The organism is Streptomyces polyasparticus (assembly GCF_014493765.1).
In the GTDB taxonomy this organism is placed as follows: domain Bacteria; phylum Actinomycetota; class Actinomycetes; order Streptomycetales; family Streptomycetaceae; genus Streptomyces; species Streptomyces polyasparticus.
Genome location: NZ_JACTVJ010000005.1, coordinates 706,920 through 728,735, shown reverse-complemented (window position 1 = coordinate 728,735; position 21,816 = coordinate 706,920). Strand labels below are relative to the sequence as shown.

Here is a 21,816-nt window from a genome sequence, read left to right as displayed (position 1 = left end):
CACCACGGCCGCAACGAAAGGCCCCGTATCGGCTACGCGGCAGGCCCCGGTCTCAGGCACTGCCCTGGTCGTCGAACGACCAGCTCACGTCATACGGCGCCAGACGCGCGGTGATCCGGCTGCGCTGGTCGGGGTCGTGGACGGCGGGCAGGGAGACCTTCGGGCGGCCGTCCGCCAGTTCGCAGTGGATCCGGTTTTCGGGGACGTCCAGATCCGTCAGGGCCGTGGCGATTGCGCGTCGTGTGGCGTCGAGGCGGAGGGGGATCTTCGAAGGCTTGCCGATGTCCGTCAGGGGGAGGGCCGGCAGGACGACGACGTCCTTGGGGGCGGCGGCCCGCTCGGGGACGTGCCGGGCGGCGAAGGCGATCAGGTCGGCCGGTGTGGTGCCGGGCGTGCCGGGGCCGAGCGTGACGTAGGCGACCGGGACCTCGCCGGAGTGGGGGTCGGGGCGGCCGACGGCGCTTGCGGCGGTGACGGCCGGGTGGGCCAGGAGGGCGTCCTCGATGACGGACGGGTCGATGTTGTGGCCGCCGCGGATGATCAAGTCCTTTGCGCGGCCCAGGAGATGGATGAATCCGTCGGCGTCCACGCGCGCGAGGTCCCCGGTGTTCAGCCAGCCGTCGCGTACGGTGCCGAGGCTGTCGAGGACGGGGCCGGCGGCGTCGTGGCCGACGACGTAGCCGGGGAAGACGGTGGGGCCGCTGATCGCGAGGACTCCGGGTTCGCCGGGCGGGAGGTCGTGCCAGGTGCCGTCGCCGTCGATCCGTACGGTCTTCACGCGCTGGTACGGCATGCGCCGGCCCACGGCGTCGGGGCGGTGGTGCTCGTGCAGGAAGCTGCGGGCGCTGCCGCAGGTGGCTTCGGTGAGTCCGTAACCCTGGCAGAGAGGGACCCCGGTGTGCTGCTCGAACGCCTCGCGCACCGCGGGCGGCAGCGGGGACGCGCCGACGATCGCGAAGCGCAGCGAGGAGATGTCCGCGTCGAGCGGCACCCGCGCGAGGGCGGCGTACACGGTGGGGACGGCGGACAGGGTGGCGATCCGGAAGTGCTCGACGAGCTTCCAGAACACGCGGAACAGCGCCGGTTCGCGGTAGCCGAGCGGGCCGGTCCACACGCTGTGCTGGCCGCGCATGAGGGGTGCGAGAAGCGTGACGACCAGGGCGTTGACGTGGAACAGCGGCAGTCCGGAGAAGAGCACGGAGTCGGCGTCCAGGACACTGTTGGCCGCGATCATCCACGCGTCGGCCACCTCGTTGGCGTGGGTGTGCGCGGCGAGTTTGGGGGCGCCGGTGGTGCCTCCGGTGTGGAAGTACGAGGCCAGGTCGGCGGGGCCGGGCGGCGCGATCTCGGGGTGGAGTTGCGCGGGCTCGGCGGCGGCCGCGATGTCCAGGTAGGCGACGTGGACCCCGTCGAGGGGTGCCAGATCGGGCGCGGGACCGGTGGCGCCGGTCGGGCGCAGGGCGAACAGTGCGGTGCACGGGAGCGAGGCCGCCGCGGTACGGGCCGTCTGCCAGGCGGCGGCGTCGAGTTCGGGTCCGGCCGCGACCAGGATCCGTGCGCCGCCGAGGGCGAGGAGCCGTTCGGCGTGCTCCGCGGCGAGCGCCGGGTTGACCGGTGCCGCGCAGCCTGCGAGCTGGGCGGCGAGCAAAGTGGCCGGCAGCAGGCCGGTGTTGGGGGTCAGGAGTCCCACGGCGGTGCTGCGGCGGACGCCGTGCCGGTGGAAGAGGTTGGCGATGCGGTGCACCTGGTCGCGCAGCTGCCCGAAGGACACGGTCGTGCCGCGCGTCCATTCCTCGGCACTGGGCAGCGCGGTCAGGGCGGGCCGGTCGGGCCACGCGCCGGCGGCGCGTATGAGGACCTCGTACGTGGAACGGGGCAGGCCGCGCTCCTCCAGCGGGACGGACTCGATCGCCGCCAGCGCGCCCGGCTGGTCGTAGAGCGGCCAGAGCAGGTCGGTGTGCAGGGCGTTCACGGAAGCCGCCTCTCGGTGGTGACGGGCGTGCGGTCTCCGGCAGTCGGGGCGGTCGCGTCCCCGATCCCCGCGTACGACCAGGGCCTGAGCACTTCAAGGGCCTTGCCGATACGGAAGACGGCCGGGTCGTCGTAGGGGTGACCGACGATCTGGAGGCCGGTGGGCACGCCCCAACTCGACATGCCGGACGGCACGTTGAGTACCGGGCAGCGGTTGGCGATGTTGAACGGCGAGGTCATGGCGCACCACAGTTTGTCGGCCACTTCCTCGCCGTACACGACGACCTTGTCGCCGGCCAGGTCGTCGCCCGCGTGCCAGCCGGGGACGGCGGTGGTGGGGCAGACCAGGGCGTCGAACCCGGCCATGGCGGCGGCGAGTTGCTGCTGCAGCCGGTGCTCGGAGCGGAGCGCGTCGAGGTAGCTCACCTGCGTGCGGGCGTAGGCCATGGTGTCGGCGAAGGCGGCCGTGTACGGGCTGAGCAGCTCGCGATGGGTTTCGGCGGTCTCGCCGACGAGAGCTCCGAAGACGGTGGAGAAATGGCCGGCGACCGCCGTCAGCAGGTCGGCGCGCGTCCAGGGCAGGACGACCTCCTCCACGTGGGCGCCCGCGTCGGCGAGGGCCCGGGCGGTGGCTCGGGTGTTGACCTCGACCTCCGGATGCACCTCGTACTCACCGAGTCGTACGCACAGGGCGATCCGCGCCCCGCGCACGTCCTCGTACGAGGTGGGCAGGGTGAGCTTGGGCCGGATCGAGGCGTGGTCGCGGGGGTCCGGTCCGGCCAGGACGTTCTGGAAGGCGATGACGTCGTCCACGGTGCGGGCCATCGGACCGTCCCCGCGGTAGTGGTCGGCCGCGAGCACGCCATGCCCGGGATTGCGCCCGTACGGGGCCTTGAAGCCGACGGTCCCGGTGAAGGCCGCGGGAATGCGGGTGGAGCCGCCGATGTCGGAGGCCGTGGCGAGCAGGGACGTGCCCGCCGCGAGGGAGGCGCCCGCGCCGCCGGAGGAGCCGCCGGGGGTGAAGTCGGGGTTCCAGGGATTGCGGGTGACTCCCCACATACGGGAGTGCGTGTAGGTGGCGAGGGAGAACTCGGGGGTCGCGGTGCGGGCATGGATGATGCCGCCCGCGTCGAGGACGCGGTCGATCACGGGCGCGTTCTCGGTGGCGACGCGGTCCTTGTGGACGAGCGAACCTTCGGTCAGGGTGCGGCCCTTGAGGGCGTGCTTCTCCTTGGCGGCCACGGGGATCCCCTCCAGGGGGCGTGGTACCAGGCCGTTCCTGCCGAGGTAGCGGTCCTCGGCGTGCCGGGCCCGGTCGAGTGCCTCGTCGAAGAGCCGCTCGGTGAAGGCGTTGATCCGTGGCTCGACCTGCTCCGCCCGCTCGACGACGGCCCGCAGGAGTTCGACGGGCGACAGCTCACGTCGGAGGAACAGCCGGCGCGCCTCGGTGGCGCTGAGGTGCACGAGGTCGGCGTCGGCGGGCGTGCGACTGGACATGCGCGTCCTTCCCGTTCGGGGCTGAGGCGCCCGGCGCGTCGGCCGTGCGGCGGTGGTCTCAGCCGTCAGCCTCGGGGGCCCGCCGTGCCCGGACCGCGGATTGCACGGATCCGCCAGGAGCGGCGGCGGGGCGCAGGAAAGCGCAGCCTGCCCGGACCCGCGTTTCAGTCCACGGGGTGCCACGGATCGATCGGGACGCAGCCGACGCTTCGGCCGTCCTCGCCGAGCAGCCGGCCCATGCGCTTGACCCAGCGCAGGTTCACGGCCCGGTTGAGCACGCGCACCGAGGGGATCCTGGTGGCGGCCTGGACCTCGTAGCGCGCGAGGTCGTCCAGGGCGTGCAGCCAGACGACGCTCAGGAGATTCGCCTCGGCGGACACCGAGGCCGCCATCCGCGTGCTCCGCAGGCGGCCCAACTCCTCGCACGCGGAGACGAGTTGGGCGGGTGGCACGGACATCCAGAGCGTGGCCGTGCTGCGCCAGCCCGCATGCAGATGGGCGGCGTCGCAGCGCAGCACCGCTCGGCCGCTGTGGAGCAGCGAGTGGACGAGCCGCCGTACCGTCGACTCCGGACGGTCCAGTGCGGCGGCGATCGACGTGACGGAACGGCGGCCGTCCTCGGCGAGCGCGAGCAGCAGTCCGCGGTCCTCGGACGTGAGCCGGGCCCCGGCGCTGCGCACACTGCCGTCCTCGGCCTCCGCCAAGTCGCGCCGCTGGTCGCGGGAGAGGGAGTCCATCCGCCACTCGCTGCCGTCCCGGTGCACATGCTGCACCAGATGCGTGCGCGTGCCGGTCACCGTCTCGATCCGGGCGAGGGCGAGCACGTACGCGCTCATCGCCGGCATGGACGCCGTGGCGACGGTCAGGAGCAGGTCGCACGATCCCGCCACCAGCTCCACGCTCATCGCCTGCGGGTGCCGGGCGAGTTGTCCGGCCAGGGCCTCGCGGGCCTGCGGCAGGCAGGACACCTCGATCAAAGCGAGGGCGGCATAGGTGACTTGGGAGGGGGAGGCGTGGCAGGTGACCCATGCCGCCTCCGACTCCCGCAGCCGTGACCAGCGCCGCGACAGGGTCGCCGCGTCCACGCCGAGCGGGCGGGCCAGCTGGGCCCAGGGGGCGCGGGGCGCCATCTGCAGGGCGTTGACGAGTGCGAGATCCAGTTCATCGAGTGTTCCCCGGGGCGGGGTGGCGGCCGCCTTCGGTCCGGCAGTGCCTGCGAATTCATGCATCGGATCACCTTTCCGATGCGGATTCTTGCAATTGCGCGGCCGGGCGGGAAGTGGCCTGTTCTGTATCCCGCAACACACCGGCACCCGGCCACACACCGGCCACCCGGCACCACACCTGCACGCGGCCGCCTCACATCACCAACCGGCCGCACCGCAACACCGCAACACCGCAACACCGCAGCCCCGCAGCATCGCCCCGCTCTCAGACCTCAGCCCTGGGGAGTCCTCCATGCCTCGTTCGCGGTTCCTCTCCGGCGCCGTCACGGTCGCCGCCCTGTCCCTGGCGGCGTCCGCCTGCACCACCGGTCCGGCCGGCGGGCCTTCGTCGGACGGTGACGGGAGCGGCGGCGGCACCGTCAGGATCGGCTTCACCTCCGACGTCACCTCGTTCGACCCGGCGAAGGGCGCGGGCGCGACGGACTACGCCCTGACGTCGCTGCTGTACCAGCCACTGATAGGCCAGGACGACGGCGGCGCCTTCGTTCCCGGTCTCGCCGAGAAGTGGACGTCCACGCCGACGAAGACCACCCTGACCCTGAAGAAGGGCCTGACCTGCTCCGACGGCTCGCCACTCACCGCCTCCCAGACGGTCGCCTCGCTGCGGCGCTACCAGGCCGAATCCGCCGGCGCCCTGCTCACCTTCGGCCCCGCGAACGCCGGCGAGAAGACCACGATCACCGGCGACGACAAGACCGGCACGGTCACCATCACCACCTCCGCCCCGTGGGGCGAGGTCCTCGCCGGTCTGTCCGGCACCGCCGCCGGGATCGTCTGCAAGGCCGGCCTCGACGCGGGCGACGCGCTCGCCCGCGGCGCCGTCGAGGGCGCGGCCACCGGTCCGTACGAGATGGCGAAGGCACAGCGCGGAGCGTCGTACGAGCTGCGGCTGCGCAAGGGGTACACGGTGTTTCCGCAGTACGCCGCGGTCCCCGCGGGTGAACCGGCCGGCCGGCTGCGCATCCAGATCGCGAAGAACGAGTCGACGCTCGCCAACCAGTTGCAGACCGGCGCGCTCGACCTGGCGCCCTTCACGGGCACGGACGCCAAGCGCTTCGGCGACAGCGACAACGGCAGCGACAATGGCACGTTCACGGTCAAGTCCGCGCCGCTCATCCGCCATTACGTCGGTTTCAACCAGCGCTCCGGACGCCCGGGCGCCGACCCGAAGATCCGCAAGGCGGTCGCGCAGGCGCTCAGCGTGGACGCGTTCAACAACGTGTTCGGCGGCACCGGGCAGAAGCTGACCTCGTATGTGGACGACAAGGCCCCCTGCGTCTCCACCGACAGCTCCCTGCTGACCGGGACCGACAAGGCCGCCGCGAGGCAGGTCCTGAAGGGTGTCGTGATCAAGCTGGAGGGGTCCAATGCCGTCGCGGGCGGCGCGGGCAACTCCTATGTCGCCGAGGCCCTGCGCGCGGCCGGCGCCGATGTGAAACTCACCAACGCCGACAACGCCACCTGGGCCACCGACGTCACCGCCAACCAGGGCGACTGGGACCTCACCGTCTTCCCGCTGATCAGCGGTGCCCTCGCGCGCGGCGGTGCCTACTTCCTCGGCCCCGAACCGGCCGAGGGCGGTCTCAACTACGGCGCGGTGCAGAACACGGCGTACGCGCGGCACTATGTCGCCGCCACCTCCGTCACGGACCGCAACGCGAAGTGCGCCGCCTGGCAGAAGGCGCAGGAGGCGCTGCTCACGTCCCACGACGTGATCCCGCTGGCCACGGTCGACGTGCACTACGCCACCCGCAAGGGCATCTCCTTCGCGACGCCGACCGGGGCCCTGTCCCTCTCCACGCTCCGGGTCACCGGCTGATGGCGGCGACATCCGCACGGGCGGCCACCGTGGGGGCCGGGCGGCCGGCGCCGCTCGGCCCCTGGGGCGCCTTTCTCGTACGGCGAGTTGCCGGGCTCGCCGCCGTCGCGGTCACCCTCGTCGTCGGCACGTTCCTGATGGTGCAGCTGATCCCCGGAGACCCGGCACGCGTGGTCGCCGGCGGCGACGCGACCCCTGCCGACGTGGAACGGGTCCGCCATGAACTCGGCCTGGACAGGCCGCTGTTCACCCAGTTCGCCGACTACGCGGGCGGACTGCTCCGCGGTGACCTGGGCAGCTCCTTCCAGACGACGGAGCCGGTCGCCCGCATCATCGGGGACCGGCTGCCGTTCACCGCCGAGATCGCGCTGCTCTCCGTCCTCGCGGTGCTGCTGCTCGCCGTGCCGATCGGACTGGCCGTCGCGGCCCGCGGCAGCCGCCGTGCCGACAGCTCGTTCACCTTCGTCACCGGAACTGTCGGTGCCACACCCGAGTACGTCATCGGCACTCTCCTCGTCCTCGGCTTCGCCATCAAGCTGGGCTGGCTCCCGGCGGCGGGCGCCGAGACCCTCGCGTCACTCGTGCTTCCGGTTGCGGCCCTGGTGCTGCCCGCCACCTGCGTCATGGCCCGCATCGTGCGCAGGGAGGCCGCACAGGTCCTCGCCCAGGACTACATGCGCACCGCGCGCGGCCGCCGCCTGAGCCCCTTGCGCCTGTACGCCCGGCACGCCCTGCCCAACCTGCTGACCGCCACGCTCACCCTGGGCGGGCTGATCCTCGCCGGGCTGCTCGGCGGCACGGTCGTCGTCGAGTCCGTCTTCGCCTGGCCCGGCATCGGCCAGCGCGTCGTCGAGGCGCTCCTCGTGCGCGACTACCCCGTCGTCCAGGGCTGCGTCCTGGTGCTCGGCCTGCTCGCCGCGCTGCTCAACCTGCTCGTCGACCTCGTCCTCGCGCTGCTCGACCCCCGGGTCCTGGCCGGAAAGGGAGCCAACTGATGCGCCGCGTACGGTGGAACGCACCCCTGGTCACGGCCCTCGCCGGTCTCGGTCTGATCGCCCTCCTCGGCATCGTCGCGCCCCTCGTGCTTCAGGAGGAAGCGACCGCTCTGAGCGGCGCCGCCCGCGCGCCCGTGAGCGCCGAACACTGGCTCGGCACCGACGCGCTCGGCCGCGATGTCCTGGCCCGCACCCTGGTCGCCACCCGGCTCACCCTGGAGATGACCCTCGCCGCGACCGCGATCGCGGCGGGCGCGGGCATCCTGCTCGGTACCGGCGTGTGGGTATCCGGAAGGCGCGTAAGGGAGTTGGGCCTGCGCCTGATCGACGTCCTCGTCTCCTACCCGGCGCTCATCCTGGCGCTGGTGATCGCCACGGTCGTCGGCACCGGACCCACCGCCTCCGTCCTCGCGATCGGTCTGGGCGGCGCCCCCGCCTTCGCCCGGCTCACGGCCAACATGGCCGCGTCCGTGGCCCAGCGCGACTTCGTCACGCAGGCGCGGCTGATGGGCGTGCCCCCGTACCGCGTGCTGGTCCGGCACCTCCTGCCGAACATCGCAGGGCCGCTGCTCGTGCTGCTCTCGGTGGCCTTCGCGAACGTCCTGGTCGCCCTGTCAGGCCTCTCCTTCCTCGGGGTAGGCGTGCAGGCACCGGACTACGACTGGGGCGCACTCCTCAACTCCGGCCTGGCGTCCCTCTACACCAATCCCGCCGAGGCGGTCGGCCCCGCGGTGGCCATCACCGTCACCGGAGTCCTCGCGGGATTCGTCGGCGACGGACTCGCCGCGGCCCTCGATCCGCGCGCGCGGGACACGAAGACCGCACCGGCACAGACTCCGGCCGTGTCCGCGCCCTCGCACCGGGCTCCCGCGGACGCCCTGGTCACGGTGGACGGCCTGAGCGTCGTCCTGCCGGACGGCACACGGCTCGTCGACGAGGTCTCCTTCCATGTCATGCCCGGCGAAATCGTCGGTCTCGTGGGGGAGTCGGGCTCGGGCAAATCGCTGACGGCGATGAGCGTGGCGAGGCTCCTGCCGGAAGGGCTGTCCGCCCACGCCGCACAACTCACCCTGGACGACCTGGACTTGGCTGCTCCAGTGGTGGATCCGGCCCGGCTGGCGACCGGCATCGGCATCGTCTTCCAGGACCCCTCGGCCTCCTTCAACCCCGCGCTGCGGATGAAGGGCCAGCTCACGGAGACCCTGCGCGTGCACCAGGGCGTGCGCGGTGCGGAGGTGGACCGGCGGGCGGTGGAGGCCCTGGAGCAGGTGCGGATCAAGGAACCCGCCCGGGTCGTGCGGCAGTACCCGCACGAGCTGTCCGGCGGCATGCGGCAGCGCGCGATGATCGCCGCCGCCCTGCTGCCCGGCCCGAAGCTGATCGTCGCCGACGAACCGACCACCGCACTGGACGTGACCGTGCAGGCCGAAGTCCTCGACGTCCTCACGGACATCAACCGACGGCGCGGTACGAGCGTGCTCCTCATCTCGCACGACATCGGGGTCGTCGGCACGGTCTGCCACCGGGTGCTCGTGATGTACGCGGGCCGGGTCGTCGAGGCGGTGTCCGCGGCCGACCTGCGGGCGGGGCGCGTCAAGCACCCGTACACGCAGGCCCTGCTCGCGGCGAGCCCTCGGCTGCAGGACACCGGGGCCGCCGAACGCGCACCGCTCGCCACGATCCCCGGCCGTCCGCCGCAGCCCGCCGCGCGCCCAGCTGGCTGCGCCTTCGCCGCCAGATGTCCCGTGGCACTCGACACGGTCTGCGCCACCGAACGACCGCGACTGATCGACGACGTGGCCTGCCACGCCGTACGCCAGGAGGTGCCGACCGCATGACCTCACCCCCGTACAAGCTGCAGGTCGAGGACCTGACCGTCGGCTTCGGCCACGGCCGGCGCGCGCGCACCGTGCTGCACGGCGTCTCCACCGGGGTCCGCGCCGGGCAGACCCTCGGCCTCGTCGGCGAATCCGGCTCGGGGAAGTCCACGATCGCCAAGGCGATCGTCGGCATCCATCCCGTACGGGCGGGCCGCGTCCTCCTCGACGGAGCGGACCTCACCGGCCTCGGGCGCAGGGAGCTCGCCGCCGTCCGCCGCCGGGTGCAGCTCGTCTCGCAGGACCCGTACGCCTCGCTCAACCCGCGGATGACGGTGGGCCAGGCCGTCGCCGAGGCCGTCGATCCGGCCCGTGCCGACGCCCGCAAGCATGCGGCGGCGGTCGAACGGTGGCTGGAGACCGTGGCCCTGGACGGCTCCGCCGCCGGCAGATACCCGCACGAGTTCTCCGGCGGACAGCGCCAGCGCATCGCGGTGGCGCGTGCTCTCGCCGTGGGGCCCGAGGTCCTGATCGCCGACGAGATCACCTCGGCGCTCGACGCCTCCGTACAGGCGGAAGTGCTCAACCTCCTTGAGGAGCTGAGGCGTTCGCTGTCCCTCACGATGGTCTTCATCTCGCACGACCTGGCCGTTGTGCGCCATGTCAGCGACGAAGTCGCCGTCCTGCGCCACGGCGAGCTGGTGGAACAGGGCCCGGCGCACGATGTCTACCGGGCTCCACAACACCCCTATACGCGCAGTCTGTTGGCGAGCGCCCCGACATTCGAGGAACCCGGGGCATCCCACGCCTCCGCGGAAGCCGAGGACCTCGAGGAGAAGGAGGAAGCGGTATGAACGCACCGGATGCCGTCGCCCGCCGGGCACTGGAGATCACGGCCGATCTGCGGCCCGCCGCCCTGGAGGACTTCTACCAGGACCTCCACCGCCACCCCGAACTCGCCTTCCAGGAGCACCGCACCGCCGCGAAGCTCGCCGCGCGGCTGCGTACCGCCGGCTACGCCGTGACGGAAGGGGTCGGCGGCACGGGAGTGGTCGGCGTCCTCGCCCACGGCGACGGGCCGACGGTGTGGCTGCGCGCGGACATGGACGCACTGCCGGTCCAGGAGGCCACCGGCCTGACGTACGCCTCCACCGTCGACGGCGTGATGCACGCCTGCGGCCACGATCTGCACGTCACCTGGCTCGCGGGAGCCGCCGAGGCGCTGGCCGCCGCCCGCGGCACCTGGTCGGGCACGCTCGTCGTCGTCGGGCAGCCCGCCGAGGAATCCGGCGGCGGGGCGTCCGTCATGGTCGCCGACGGGCTGCACCGCCGGTTCCCGCGGCCCGACGCGGTGTTCGGCCAGCATGTCGCGCCCGGTCTCGCCGGCTTCTACCCGCACACCCCGGGCCTGACCATGTCGGCCTCCGACGACATCGACGTCGTCGTGCACGGCATCGGCGGTCACGGCTCGCGCCCCGAATCGACGGTCGACCCGGTGGTCACGGCCGCGTACATCGTCACGCGGCTGCAGACCGTGGTCTCCCGCGAGGTGGCGGCGGCGCACTCGGTGGTCCTGACGGTGGGACAGTTCCACGCCGGCACGAAGCACAACATCATCCCCGCCGAAGCCCGGCTCTCCCTGAACCTGCGCACCCAGGACACCCTCGTACGCGACCGCGTCATCGCGGCCGTCCGCCGGATCGTGACGGGCGAGTGCCGGACCGCGGGCTGCCAGGAGCCGCCGGAGATCACGGTCCGGGCCGGGTACCCGAACACCGTCAACGACGCCGTGCTCGACGGCGAGATCGCCGCCGTGCACCGCGAACTGTTCGGAGCGGACAGTGTGTTCGACTTCGGTCCGGCGATGGGCAGCGAGGACTTCTCGCTCCTCGCGCCCGAGGGAGTGCCCTACGACTTCTGGTACGTGACGTCGACCCCGGCCGACGTGTGGGAGGCGGCCGGGGGGACGGAACTGGCCGAGAAGTTCGCCAACGTACCGAGCAACCACAGCCCCCTGTTCGCCCCCGACCCGTCGGTGCTCGTCCCCGGCGTACGGACACTGGTGTCGGCGGCGCTGAGCCGGCTGGCGTGACTCACTCCAGAGGCAGCCCGGCCCCGTGCTCCCCGGGTGTCCTGGGCCCGTGGATACGGCGCTCATGCGCCTGGATCGGCACGTCGTTGATGCTCGCCTCGCGGCGGCGCATCAGGCCGTCGGCATCGAACTCCCACAGCTCGTTGCCGTAGGAGCGCCAGTGCCTGCCGGCCGCGTCCCGCCACTCGTACTGGAAACGCACGGCGATACGGTCGTCGCCGTAGGACCACAGCTCCTTGCGGAGCGCGTAGTCGAGCTCCCGTGCCCACTTCGCGGCGAGGAAGGCGCGGATCTCGTCCCTGTCCGTCACGAAGGAGTCGCGGTTGCGCCACACCGAGTCCGGTGTGTACGCGAGGGCGACGCGGTCGGGGTCGCGGGTGTTCCACGCGTCCTCGGCGGCCTGCACCTTGGCGCGGGCGTCGGCCTCGGTGAACGGCGGTACGGGCGGCCGGGGTTGAGCTGTCTGCCGGGTGTGGGTGTCGTGCCGGTCGCGGGTGTGCTGCGAAGAGTTCATTCCGACCACTCCGAATTCTCGATGACGTTCACGAAGTCGGTACGTACGAAGCCCGGGGAGAAGCGGGCGAGCACATCGGCCTTGACGTTGCCGAAGGCCGTGCCGGGGCGGTGCGCGATGCCCTCGGTGAACGCCGCGAGGATCCGGCGCTTGAAGTCCGGGCGCGGATGCGCGGCGACGACCGCGTCCCGCTGCTCACGGGTGACCTCGTCGAACCCGAGCCCCAGGACGTCGACTTCGACGCCCGCGGTGACCAGGGCCACCTCGGGCTCCATGTGGTACGGGATCTCCGGGGTCGTGTGCAGGGCGATGGCGGTCCATGCGATACGGGCCCGCTCGGGCGCCAGGCCGTGCCGCAGCAGGAAGTCCCGGGCCGCGTCGGCGCCGTCGATCTCGAAGCGCTGCTCCGACGCGGCGTACTTCTGCGTCAGCCCCAGGTCGTGGAACAGGGCGGCCACGTAAAGGAGTTCCGGGTCGAAGTCCAGTCCGCGGCGGTGGCCGCGCAGGGCGCCGAAGAGGTGGACACGGCGTGAGTGGTGGTAGAGCAGGTCGCCCGCGGTGTCGCGGACCAGCTCGGCCGCCTCCCGGGCGAGCGCGCTGTCGGGGATCTCGATACCGGCGATCCGTTCGGCGGTACGTGGGGTCACAGCCGGCTCCTTCTCGGTTGCTCCGCTGTCCGCGGCCCGTCGCCGCGGTGCCCTCAGACTGCCGCCCGCGCACCTCCGCCCACCATGTCCATCCGGACAGGAATCCCACACATATGGACAGAGCGCGGCGTTAACCTGGGGACATGAGTAGCCGAGAGCGCCCCGTCCTCCGTACCGTCGCCGTGCTCGCGTACGACGGTGTGCGCCTGCTCGACGTCACGGCGCCTCTTGAGGTGTTCAGCACGGCGGCCGGTCTCGGTGCCCGGTACGAGGTGGTCCTGCTGTCGCCTGAGGGCGGCCCGGTCACCACCTCGGCCGGGACCCGGCTGCTCACCGACCCGGTCGGTCAACTCGCGGGCCGCGTCCACACGTTGATCGTGCCGGGCTCCCCGGGGCTGCCGCGGCAGCTGCCGGCCGGTCTGCTCGACGCGGTCCGCACCCTGCACGCGGCGTCCTGGCGCACCACGTCCGTGTGCACCGGCGCCTTCGCGCTCGCCGAGGCGGGACTGCTCAGCGGCCGGCGCGCCACCACGCACTGGCGGCACACGACGACCCTGACTCGACGCCACCCCGATATCGACGTGGACGGCGACGCGATCTTCGTACGGGACGGGCGGATCTACACCTCGGCCGGCGTGAGCGCGGGCCTCGATCTGTCCCTGGCGCTCGTCGAGGCCGACGAAGGCCCCGATCTCGCCCGGGAAGTCGCCCGCGACCTGGTCGTCTTCCTGCAACGCCCGGGCGGGCAGTCGCAGTTCTCCGTCGCCGCGCGCACCCCCACGCCACGCCACGGCACCCTCACCGCCCTCCTCAGGGAGATCGCCGCGGACCCGGCGGCGGACCACTCCCTGCCTGAGCTCGCCCGCCGGGCCGGCCTCAGCGCCCGCCATCTCACCCGGCTCTTCCACGACGAGATCGGTGACACCCCGGGCGGCTACGTCGAGTCGGTACGCCTGGAAGCCGCGCGGAACCTGCTCGACGCGGGCGAGACGGTCACCGCGACGGCCCGGCTCAGCGGCCTCGGCAGCGACGAGACCCTGCGCCGGGTGTTTCTGCGCCACCTGGGAGTGACGCCCTCGGCGTATCGGGCGCGGTTTCGTACGACGGCCCCAGGAGCGCGTCAGTAGACCGCCAACGGTGCCGGCCGCTGGACCTGAGCGTGCCCCCGCGCACGGACGCCGATCCCGCCGCGCCGTCCGACGATGGCAGGATGCCTTGTTTGCGGTGGCGCCGAGGCGCCGGCCACAGCGCCACCGGGCCCAGAAGTTCGTGAGAAGTGATGACGTGATGAGGAGGGACGGGCTGTGTCCGCTCCACGGATGAGTACGACGCCCCTGCCGGGCATCGGTGTCCGCTACGACCTGACGACCCGTGCACACCGCCAGCTGTCGGTGGTCGCCCACCGCGACGGCAGCAGGACCGTGAACGTGTACCACGGCGACGACCCCGACGCGTGCGCCCAGGCCGTGCATCTGACGGGCGAGGAGACCGCCGCCGTGATCGATGTCCTGATGCCCTCCCATCACAGCCCCAACCTGCTGCACACCACCGATCTCGGCCTGGTCGCCGAACGCATGGAGGTGTCGGCGCACTCGCACTGGAACGGCCGGGTGCTCGGCGACACCCGGCTGCGTACCGAGACCGGTGTGTCCGTCGTCGCCGTGCTGCGCAGGGCCGAGGCGATCCCGTCGCCGACGCCGGACTTCAGGCTCGCGGGCGGGGACACCCTCATCGTCATCGGTACGCGCGAGGGCGTGGACGCGGCCGCTTCGATACTCGGACGTGAGTGACAGATGCACTCTGCCGTCTTTCTCATCGAGTTCGGCGCGATCATCCTCGGGCTCGGTCTGCTCGGCAGGCTGGCCGGGCGACTGCGGTTCTCGCCGATTCCGCTCTATCTGCTCGCCGGTCTCGCGTTCGGCGAGGGAGGTCTGCTCCCGCTCGGCGCCAGCGAGGAGTTCGTGGCGATCGGTGCCGAAATCGGCGTGATCCTGCTCCTGTTGATGCTCGGGCTCGAGTACACCGCCAGCGATCTCGTATCGAATCTGAAGACCCAGTACCCGGCCGGACTTGTCGATTTCTCGCTCAATGCACTCCCAGGAGCCGTTGCGGCACTGCTGCTCGGCTGGGGACCGGTGGCCGCGGTGGTGCTCGCCGGTGTCACCTGGATCTCCTCGTCCGGTGTCATCGCGAAGGTGCTCGCCGACCTGGGCCGCCTAGGCAACCGCGAGACACCGGTGATCCTCAGCATCCTGGTCCTCGAGGACCTGGCGATGGCGGTCTATCTGCCCATCGTCACCGCCCTGCTGGCGGGCGTGAGCCTCGCCGTCGGCGCCATGACGCTGGGGATCGCCCTGGGCGTCGCGGGCGCCGTGCTGTTCATCGCGCTGCGGTACGGGCGGGTCATCTCACGCTTCGTCTCCAGCGACGATCCCGAGAAGCTGCTCCTGGTCGTGCTCGGCCTCACGCTCCTGGTGGCGGGCATCGCACAGCAGCTGCAGGTGTCGGCCGCCGTGGGGGCGTTCCTCGTGGGCATCGCGCTGTCGGGCGAGGTCGCCGAGGGCACCCATGTGCTGCTCTCTCCGCTGCGGGATCTGTTCGCGGCGGTGTTCTTCGTGTTCTTCGGGCTGCACACGGATCCGGCGAGCATCCCGCCGGTGCTGCTGCCCGCGCTGGCCCTCGCGGTCGTCACCGCCTGTACGAAGATCGCTACGGGCTACTGGGCCGCACGGCGCGCGGGCATCGCCGTCAAGGGGCGCTGGCGGGCGGGCGGCACGCTGGTGGCCCGCGGCGAGTTCTCGATCGTCATCGCCGGGCTCGCCGTCACGGCCGGGATCGAGCCGGCGCTCGGCCCGCTGGCCACCGCGTACGTCCTGATCCTGGTCGTGATCGGCCCGTTGACGGCGCGCTACACACAGCCCCTGGCCGACCGTCTGACGAAACGCCGGCCGCCTGCGGTCCCGCCGGAGGCGAAGGTGCCGGCTCCCGCCGGGGCCGCGGAGACGGAAACCGGGACCGGGACGGAAGCGGAGGCCCAGGGCCGGGCGTAGGCGCTCGGCGATTGGCACCCCTGGTGAGGGGCACTCGGCAAGGCAAGTGTCAACCAAGGGGCAGTGATGGAGATTTCAGGTCTGATCAGCGCGATAGTGATCGGCATCGTGATCGGCGTACTGGGACGCCTCGTGCTTCCCGGGCGGCAACGCATCGGCATGCTGTGGACGATCGTGGTCGGTATCGTCGCGGCCCTGATCGGCACGGCCATCGCGGCCGGGCTCGGCGTCGCGGACACCGAGGGCGTGGACTGGGGCGAGTGGCTCATCCAGATCGCGCTCGCGGCGCTGGGCGTGGCCGCGGTCGACCGCGTGAAGCTGCGCAGGCGGTGACGCAGGCCTGACAGCAGCGGTCCGGGTGTGGGCGGCGGGGACGGAGGTACCCGCCGCCCATGCACCTCGATCACACCCAGGCTCCCGTACTCCAGGCGCTCGCCGCCTACCGCGACCACCATGAGCTCGGCTTCACGCCGCCGGGGCACAAGCAGGCGCGCGGAGCCGACCCCGAGGCGCGGGAGGTGCTCGGGGACGCCGTGTATCTAGGGGACGTGCTCGCGTCCGGCGGGCTCGACGACCGCCGCCGGCGCGGGGAAGTCCTGGAGCGCGCCGAGCAGTTGATGGCCGACGCCGTGCACGCCGAGCACACCTTCTTCTCCACGTGCGGCAGTTCGCTCTCGGTCAAGGCCGCCATGCTGACCGTCGCCGCGCCCGGCGAATCCCTGCTGATCAGCCGGGACGCCCACAAGTCCGTGGTGGCGGGCCTGATCCTGGCCGGCATCGAACCCGTATGGCTGGAACCGCAGTGGGACACGGAGCGGCACATCGCCCACCCGCCGTCCGCCACCGTGGTCGCCAAGGGCTTCGCCGACCACCCCGAGGCCCGGGGCGCGCTGGTCACCAGCCCCACCCCGTACGGCGCCGCCGCCGATCTCTCCGCCATCGCCGACGTCTGCCATCGCGCGGGCCGGCCGCTGGTCGTGGACGAGGCGTGGGGCGCGCATCTGCCGTTCCACCCCGAGCTGCCCACCTGGGCGATGGACGCGGGGGCCGACGTCTGCGTCACCAGCATCCACAAGATGGGCAGCGGCCTCGAACAGGGCTCCGTGTTCCATCTGCAGGGCGACCTCGTCGACCCGGCCGCGCTCGCCTCGCGCGCCGACCTCCTCGGCACGACCAGTCCGTCCGTGCTCCTCTACGCGGGCATCGACGCATGGCGCCGCCAGATGGCCCTGCACGGGCAGCGGTTGCTCGGCGAGGCACTCGATCTCGCCCATTCCGTACGGGAGTCGATCGACGCCCTCGACGGCCTGCGGGTGGACCGCCGCGAGGACTACTGCGGCACCGGCCTCGCCCACGACTTCGACCCGCTGCCCGCCGTCGTCGACGTCACGGGCCTCGGACTCACCGGCTATCGCGTCGCGGACTGGCTGCGCGCCCGGCACCGTATCGACGTCCATCTCGCCGACCACCGCTGCATCAGCGTCCAGCTCACCCACGCCGACGACCGCGACACCACCGGCCGGCTCCTGATCGCGCTGCGCGATCTCGTCCACCGGGCGCCTTCGCTGCGGCCGGTGCCGCAGGTCGAGGTTCCCGCGCCCGACGATCTGCGGCTGACCCAGGAACACCTGCCGCGCGACGCCTACTTCGGGCCGGTCGAGGACGTCCCCGCCGAGCGGGCGGCGGGCCGGATCGCGGCGGAGATGCTCACCCCGTACCCGCCCGGCATCCCCGTGGCCCTGCCCGGCGAGCGGCTCACCGACGTGGTCCTCACCTATCTCCGTACAGGAATCGAGGCGGGCATGAACGTCCCCGACGCCGCCGACCCCACGCTGGGCACGATCCGGGTCGTCGCCCAGGGGTGAGCGCGGTGTCGAGGGGCACACGTTCCGTCTCGTACCCCTGGAACCGCGGAGAGAGGAGTCCGCCATGGAGGGCAAACGGATCATCGTCACCGGGGCGACCGGCAACGTCGGGACCAGTGTCGTACGGCAGTTGGCCGAGGAGGAGAGCGTCGGTTCGGTACTCGGGCTCGCGCGCAGGACGCCGGACCTGGAGCTGCCGAAGACCGAGTGGGAGGCCACGGACCTCGCCGACGAGAGCGAGCTCGCCAAACTGTTCCACGGCGCGGACGCCGTGATCCATCTGGCCTGGCGCTTCCAGCCCTCGCGCGATCCGGCGACCACCTGGCGCACCAACGTCCTGGGCACCGTACGGGTACTGCAGGCGGTCTCCGCGGCCGCCGTCCCCGCCTATGTCCACGCGTCGTCCGTGGGCGCCTACTCGCCCGGGCCCAAGGACCGTCCGGTGGACGAGTCCTGGCCGACCCATGGCTGGCCCGAAGCCGCGTACTGCCGTGAAAAGGCGTATCTGGAACGGGCGTTGGACGCCTTCGAGCAGGCGCACCGGGAGATCCGGGTGGTCAGGATGCGGCCCGCGTTCCTGTTCAAGGAGGAGTCGGCCAGCGAGCAGCGCCGTATCTTCGGCGGACGTTTCCTGCCCGGTCAGCTCGCCCGGCCCGCCCTGCTGCCGCTGCTGCCGGACATCCCGGGCCTGCGCGTCCAGGCCCTGCACACCGACGACGCGGCCAGGGCCTATGTGCGGGCCGCGTTGCAGGACCAGGCGCGCGGTCCGTTCAACCTCGCGGCCGAGCCGGTCCTCGACGCCAAGAACCTGGGCGAGCTGTTCCATTCGCGCACGGTCCCGATGCCGCGGATCGCGGCCCGCTCGGCGCTGGCCGCCGCGTACGGGCTGCATCTCGTGCCCGCATCGCCGCAGCTGTTCGACGCGGTGCTGCGGCTGCCTCTGATGGACTGCAGCCGTGCCCGTTCCGTACTGGGCTGGCAGCCGCGCAGGTCCGCGCTCGAAGCGGTGGAGGAGCTGGTGCAGGGGATGCGCGAGGGGGCGGGGGAGCCCACGCCGCCGATGGCGGGGAGCACGGTCGGGGGCTGAGGTCTCAGAGGACGGGGCGCCCGGTCCGTGAGGCGGGGCGCCCGGTCCGAGAGGGCGGTCCGCCCGGTCCGTCAGGCCGACGCCGGGCGCCGCCCGTACCCCGCCCACACCACCGCCGTGCACCCCAGCACCACCACCGCCACCACCCTGAGCGCCGAGGACATCCCCGCACCGTAGTCCTGCCCGCTCGCCGCGAGCACCGTCCCGGTCACCGCGACGCCGAGCGCCGCGCCCAACTCCCTTGCGGAGGTGCCGAGTCCGGAGCCGAGGCCCGCCTGGTGCGGTGGCAGCGCTTCGAGCACCCCGATGGTCAGGGCGGGCATGCAGACGCCGGTGCCGAAGGACACGATCAGGAGCCACACCACGTACAGGCCGTACGGGGTGTGCGCACCGGCCGTGGAGATGCCGAGCAGTCCCAGGCCGATCAGCGCCAGACCGCTCGTGACGACCGGACGCGGTGTGGCGTGCCGGCGTGCGGCGAACCTCGGTGCGAGGGCCATCCCCGCGCTGACCGGCATGATCGCGAGGCCGGCGAGCGCGGGACCGTATCCCTTGAGGCCTTGCAGATAAGAGGAGTTGACGAAGAAGAGGGAGAAGAGGCCGAAGAAGCCGGTGGCCGTGCCGAGCGCCGCCGCGCTCAGCCGCGGCGCGCGGAACACGCGCGGGTCGAAGAGCGGCGCGGGGGAGCGCAGCGCATGCCGCGTGAACGCCGCCGCGAGCAGCGCGCCCAGCGTGAAGGCGCCGAGGATGCGCGGCGACGTCCAGCCGTACGTGGGTCCCTCGATGATCCCGAAGAGCAGGGCGAACAGCGCCGCGGTGATCAGCAGGGTGCCGGCCGGGTCCGGGTTCCCGCGCGCCGAGCGCGCGGTGCGCGGGACGGCGTACGCGACACAGCAGGCGAGCACCGCCGCGAGCGGCACCATGACCCAGAACAGAGCACGCCAGCCGAGGAACTGCCCCGCGAGCCCGCCGAGCAGATTGCCGAACGCCCCGCCCGCACCGATGGCGAGGGTCCACGCGGCCATCGCCCGCGCCCGGCGCACCGGGGTGCCGGTGAGATGGACGAGGACCGACATCGTGGACGGAGTGATCAGGGCGGCCCCGACCCCGCAGACCGCGCGGCCCGCGATGAGTACTCCGGGCGCCGTGGCCAGGGCGCTGGTCGCGGCGCCGGCCGCGAACAGGGCGAGTCCGGTCAGGAGCGCACCCTTGCGGCCGTAGCGGTCGGCGGCCGCGCCCGCGGGGATCAGCAGACCGGCGAAGGTGATCACATACGCGTCGACCGTCCACATGATCTGCGTCGCGGACGGGTGCAGCGCCGAGGAACTCAGCTGCGGGATCAGCAAGTTGATCGCCGCGACCATGCTCTGCGCCACCATGACGCAGGCGCAGACGGCAAGGAGAGTGGCCCGGCCGAGCCTCGGTTCGGTCGCCGTCAGGGCAGGCGTGGACATGGCGGCTCCTCCGGGAGCTGATACGGGTGGGGTGCTCCTTCAACGTAGGCTCGGCCCCGGTCTGCTTTCCAGTGCAAGTTGTGCAGGGAGTACTTGCGTATGACGCAATCAATGAGGTCGACGGCCGGCTCGGTCACTGGATCGACCGCACATTCGGCCACCGGCCTCGACCTGAACCTGCTCGTCGCCCTGGACGTGCTGCTCGAAGAGGAGAGCGTGCGCGGTGCGGCCCAGCGCCTGCATCTGTCCGAACCCGCGATGAGCCGCACCCTCGGCCGCATCCGCAAGGCGCTCGGCGACCCGGTCCTGGTGCGCGCGGGGCGCCACATGGTGCCCACGCCCTACGCGCTGTCGGTCCGTGCCGAGGTGGGCGCGGTGGTCGAACGGGCGCGGGCCCTGTTCGCCGCGCACGGGGAGCAGGATCTGCGTGCGGTGGAGCGCACGTTCACCGTGCACGGCCAGGACTCGGTCGCGGCGCTGCTCGGCCCGCGGCTGCTCACCCGGGTGCTCGCGGAAGCGCCGGGGCTGCGGATCCGATTCCTCGGCGAAAGCCATCTCGACGCACCCGTCCTGCGTGAGGGCACGGCCGATCTGGAGGTGGGCGTGATCGGCACGACGGCCCCGGAGGTACGGGTGGAGCCCCTGGCCGCGGACTCCATGCGAGGTGTCGTACGGGCCGGACACCCGCTCCTGAAGGGCAGGCTGACGGCCCGTCGGTTCACGGAGGCGGCCGAACACCTCACCGTGTCGCGGCGCGGCAGGCTGCACGGACCGGTCGACGATGCCCTGGCCGAGCGGGGGTTGAGCCGGCGTGTGGTGAGCACGGTGGCCTCGTTCCCCGCCTCGCTCTTCCTCGTCCGCGACACGGATCTGATCGGCCTGGTCCCCGGCTGGTCCACCCCCATGACGGACGCGCTGGGCCTGGTGACCTTCCCCGTGCCGCTCGACCTGCCCCCGCTCCGGCTGGCGATGGCCTGGCATCCGCGCCTCGACGCGGATCCGGCGCACGGGTGGCTGCGGGCATGCGTACGGGAGTTGATGGGGGCGGAAGAGGCAGACCGCTGACGTCGCGGGGCGGCAGAGGCAGACCGCTGACGTCGCGGGGCGGCCGAGTCCGCCCGGTCGCCCCCGAACCCCGGCCGAGGGGGACCGCTGACGTCCCGGGGCGGCCGAGCCACCCGGCCGCCCCCGAACCTCCGTACTACCAGGACGACTTGCGAACCCCCGGCAGGAACCCGGCATGCGCCTGCCCCCGCAGGTTCACCCGGGAGAGCCCGAACGCCCGCAGATAGCCGCGCGGCCGTCCGTCGACGCTGTCCCTGTTGCGCACGCGGGTGGCGCTGGCGTCCCGTGGCTGGCGGCGCAACTCCCTTTGGGCGGCGAGGCGTTCGTCCTCGGTGCTCGACGGACGGCGGATGATCTCCTTCAGCTCCGCCCGGCGGGCGGCGTGGCGCGCGACGATCTCCTGCCGCCGCTCGTTCTTCGCGATCTTGCTCTTCTTCGCCATCAGACCCGCACCCCGCGCGCCCGGATCCGGGCCACGGCCGCCTCGATGCCGATCGAGTCCACCGTCCTGATCCCCTTGGTGCTCAGCGTGAGCCGGACATGCCGCCCCTCGCTCGCCAGCCAGTACCGCTTGCGCTGCACGTTCGGGTCGAAGCGGCGTGAACTGCGCCGGTGGGAGTGGGAGATGGTCTTGCCGAAGCCGGGCTGCCGCCCGGTCAGCATGCAGTGCGCGGACACGTGACGTACCTCTCTCGTCGGATCGCGGCCCCCTTTTTG

The 21,816-nt window shown here is 72.4% G+C and carries 20 protein-coding genes; 12 read left to right on the top strand and 8 right to left on the bottom strand.

Annotated elements, in window-relative coordinates; translation table 11 throughout:
- Nucleotides 1-52 precede the first annotated feature (52 nt).
- From H9Y04_RS11590 to H9Y04_RS11580, 3 genes are all read right to left on the bottom strand, one after another.
- The gene (locus H9Y04_RS11590) at nucleotides 53-1,972 is read right to left on the bottom strand and encodes an acyl-CoA synthetase (protein WP_308800942.1); all 1,920 of its coding nucleotides are present in this window, start codon (nucleotides 1,970-1,972) and stop codon (nucleotides 53-55) included.
- The gene (locus H9Y04_RS11585; protein WP_187813650.1) at nucleotides 1,969-3,468 is read right to left on the bottom strand and encodes an amidase; all 1,500 of its coding nucleotides are present in this window, start codon (nucleotides 3,466-3,468) and stop codon (nucleotides 1,969-1,971) included. The genes H9Y04_RS11590 and H9Y04_RS11585 overlap by 4 nt, the downstream gene beginning before the upstream one ends.
- 164 nt (nucleotides 3,469-3,632) lie before the next feature.
- Nucleotides 3,633-4,697 (bottom strand): Lrp/AsnC family transcriptional regulator, encoded by a 1,065-nt coding sequence (locus H9Y04_RS11580; protein ID WP_187813649.1) that lies wholly within the window; start codon nucleotides 4,695-4,697, stop codon nucleotides 3,633-3,635.
- A 229-nt stretch (nucleotides 4,698-4,926) separates the two neighbouring features.
- Between H9Y04_RS11580 and H9Y04_RS11575 the strand changes: the two genes are divergently transcribed.
- Genes H9Y04_RS11575 through H9Y04_RS11555 form a run of 5 tightly spaced genes read left to right on the top strand, consistent with a single transcriptional unit; the run spans nucleotide 4,927 to nucleotide 11,417 of the window.
- Nucleotides 4,927-6,513, top strand: a complete 1,587-nt coding sequence (locus H9Y04_RS11575) for an ABC transporter substrate-binding protein (protein ID WP_187813648.1) — start codon at nucleotides 4,927-4,929, stop codon at nucleotides 6,511-6,513.
- Entirely contained in the window at nucleotides 6,513-7,508 is a 996-nt protein-coding gene (locus tag H9Y04_RS11570) for an ABC transporter permease (protein WP_187813647.1), read from the top strand. The genes H9Y04_RS11575 and H9Y04_RS11570 overlap by 1 nt, the downstream gene beginning before the upstream one ends.
- Nucleotides 7,508-9,346 carry a dipeptide/oligopeptide/nickel ABC transporter permease/ATP-binding protein gene (locus H9Y04_RS11565; RefSeq protein WP_187813646.1) on the top strand — a complete coding sequence of 613 codons (1,839 nt, stop codon included), beginning with the start codon at nucleotides 7,508-7,510 and terminating at the stop codon, nucleotides 9,344-9,346. Before H9Y04_RS11570 ends, H9Y04_RS11565 begins: the two co-directional genes overlap by 1 nt.
- On the top strand, nucleotides 9,343-10,179 hold the full coding sequence (locus H9Y04_RS11560) for an ATP-binding cassette domain-containing protein (RefSeq protein WP_187813645.1): 837 nt from the start codon (nucleotides 9,343-9,345) through the stop codon (nucleotides 10,177-10,179). The genes H9Y04_RS11565 and H9Y04_RS11560 overlap by 4 nt, the downstream gene beginning before the upstream one ends.
- Nucleotides 10,176-11,417, top strand: coding sequence for an amidohydrolase (locus H9Y04_RS11555; RefSeq protein WP_187813644.1), 1,242 nt, complete (start codon nucleotides 10,176-10,178; stop codon nucleotides 11,415-11,417). Before H9Y04_RS11560 ends, H9Y04_RS11555 begins: the two co-directional genes overlap by 4 nt.
- 1 nt (nucleotide 11,418) lies before the next feature.
- Here H9Y04_RS11555 and H9Y04_RS11550 read toward each other — a convergent pair whose 3' ends face one another.
- Together H9Y04_RS11550 and H9Y04_RS11545 are read right to left on the bottom strand one after the other, a co-directional pair.
- Entirely contained in the window at nucleotides 11,419-11,931 is a 513-nt protein-coding gene (locus H9Y04_RS11550) for a nuclear transport factor 2 family protein (RefSeq protein ID WP_187813643.1), read from the bottom strand.
- The gene (locus tag H9Y04_RS11545) at nucleotides 11,928-12,578 is read right to left on the bottom strand and encodes an HD domain-containing protein (RefSeq protein WP_187813642.1); all 651 of its coding nucleotides are present in this window, start codon (nucleotides 12,576-12,578) and stop codon (nucleotides 11,928-11,930) included. The genes H9Y04_RS11550 and H9Y04_RS11545 overlap by 4 nt, the downstream gene beginning before the upstream one ends.
- A gap of 143 nt (nucleotides 12,579-12,721) precedes the next feature.
- Between H9Y04_RS11545 and H9Y04_RS11540 the strand changes: the two genes are divergently transcribed.
- From H9Y04_RS11540 to H9Y04_RS11515, 6 genes are all read left to right on the top strand, one after another.
- Nucleotides 12,722-13,705, top strand: a complete 984-nt coding sequence (locus H9Y04_RS11540) for a GlxA family transcriptional regulator (RefSeq protein WP_187813641.1) — start codon at nucleotides 12,722-12,724, stop codon at nucleotides 13,703-13,705.
- A gap of 192 nt (nucleotides 13,706-13,897) precedes the next feature.
- Nucleotides 13,898-14,368: a cation:proton antiporter regulatory subunit gene (locus tag H9Y04_RS11535; protein WP_187813640.1), complete on the top strand. Its 471-nt coding sequence runs from the start codon at nucleotides 13,898-13,900 to the stop codon at nucleotides 14,366-14,368.
- A 3-nt stretch (nucleotides 14,369-14,371) separates the two neighbouring features.
- Nucleotides 14,372-15,628 (top strand): cation:proton antiporter, encoded by a 1,257-nt coding sequence (locus H9Y04_RS11530; protein ID WP_187813639.1) that lies wholly within the window; start codon nucleotides 14,372-14,374, stop codon nucleotides 15,626-15,628.
- Between the two features lie 66 nt (nucleotides 15,629-15,694).
- Complete coding sequence (locus H9Y04_RS11525) at nucleotides 15,695-15,961, top strand: GlsB/YeaQ/YmgE family stress response membrane protein (protein ID WP_187813638.1); 267 nt, start codon at nucleotides 15,695-15,697, stop codon at nucleotides 15,959-15,961.
- Between the two features lie 59 nt (nucleotides 15,962-16,020).
- Nucleotides 16,021-17,493 carry an aminotransferase class I/II-fold pyridoxal phosphate-dependent enzyme gene (locus H9Y04_RS11520; protein WP_187813637.1) on the top strand — a complete coding sequence of 491 codons (1,473 nt, stop codon included), beginning with the start codon at nucleotides 16,021-16,023 and terminating at the stop codon, nucleotides 17,491-17,493.
- Nucleotides 17,494-17,557: 64 nt separating this feature from the next.
- Nucleotides 17,558-18,580, top strand: a complete 1,023-nt coding sequence (locus H9Y04_RS11515) for an NAD-dependent epimerase/dehydratase family protein (protein WP_187813636.1) — start codon at nucleotides 17,558-17,560, stop codon at nucleotides 18,578-18,580.
- Between the two features lie 71 nt (nucleotides 18,581-18,651).
- Here H9Y04_RS11515 and H9Y04_RS11510 read toward each other — a convergent pair whose 3' ends face one another.
- Nucleotides 18,652-20,034, bottom strand: coding sequence for an MFS transporter (locus H9Y04_RS11510; RefSeq protein WP_187813635.1), 1,383 nt, complete (start codon nucleotides 20,032-20,034; stop codon nucleotides 18,652-18,654).
- A 99-nt stretch (nucleotides 20,035-20,133) separates the two neighbouring features.
- Between H9Y04_RS11510 and H9Y04_RS11505 the strand changes: the two genes are divergently transcribed.
- Nucleotides 20,134-21,099, top strand: a complete 966-nt coding sequence (locus H9Y04_RS11505) for a LysR family transcriptional regulator (protein WP_187813634.1) — start codon at nucleotides 20,134-20,136, stop codon at nucleotides 21,097-21,099.
- Between the two features lie 136 nt (nucleotides 21,100-21,235).
- On the opposite strand, the gene rpsN is transcribed toward H9Y04_RS11505, so the two are convergent.
- Entirely contained in the window at nucleotides 21,236-21,541 is a 306-nt protein-coding gene (gene rpsN, locus H9Y04_RS11500; RefSeq protein WP_187813633.1) for a 30S ribosomal protein S14, read from the bottom strand.
- Nucleotides 21,541-21,777: a 50S ribosomal protein L28 gene (gene rpmB, locus H9Y04_RS11495; RefSeq protein WP_165333087.1), complete on the bottom strand. Its 237-nt coding sequence runs from the start codon at nucleotides 21,775-21,777 to the stop codon at nucleotides 21,541-21,543. Before rpmB ends, rpsN begins: the two co-directional genes overlap by 1 nt.
- Nucleotides 21,778-21,816: the final 39 nt, after the last annotated feature.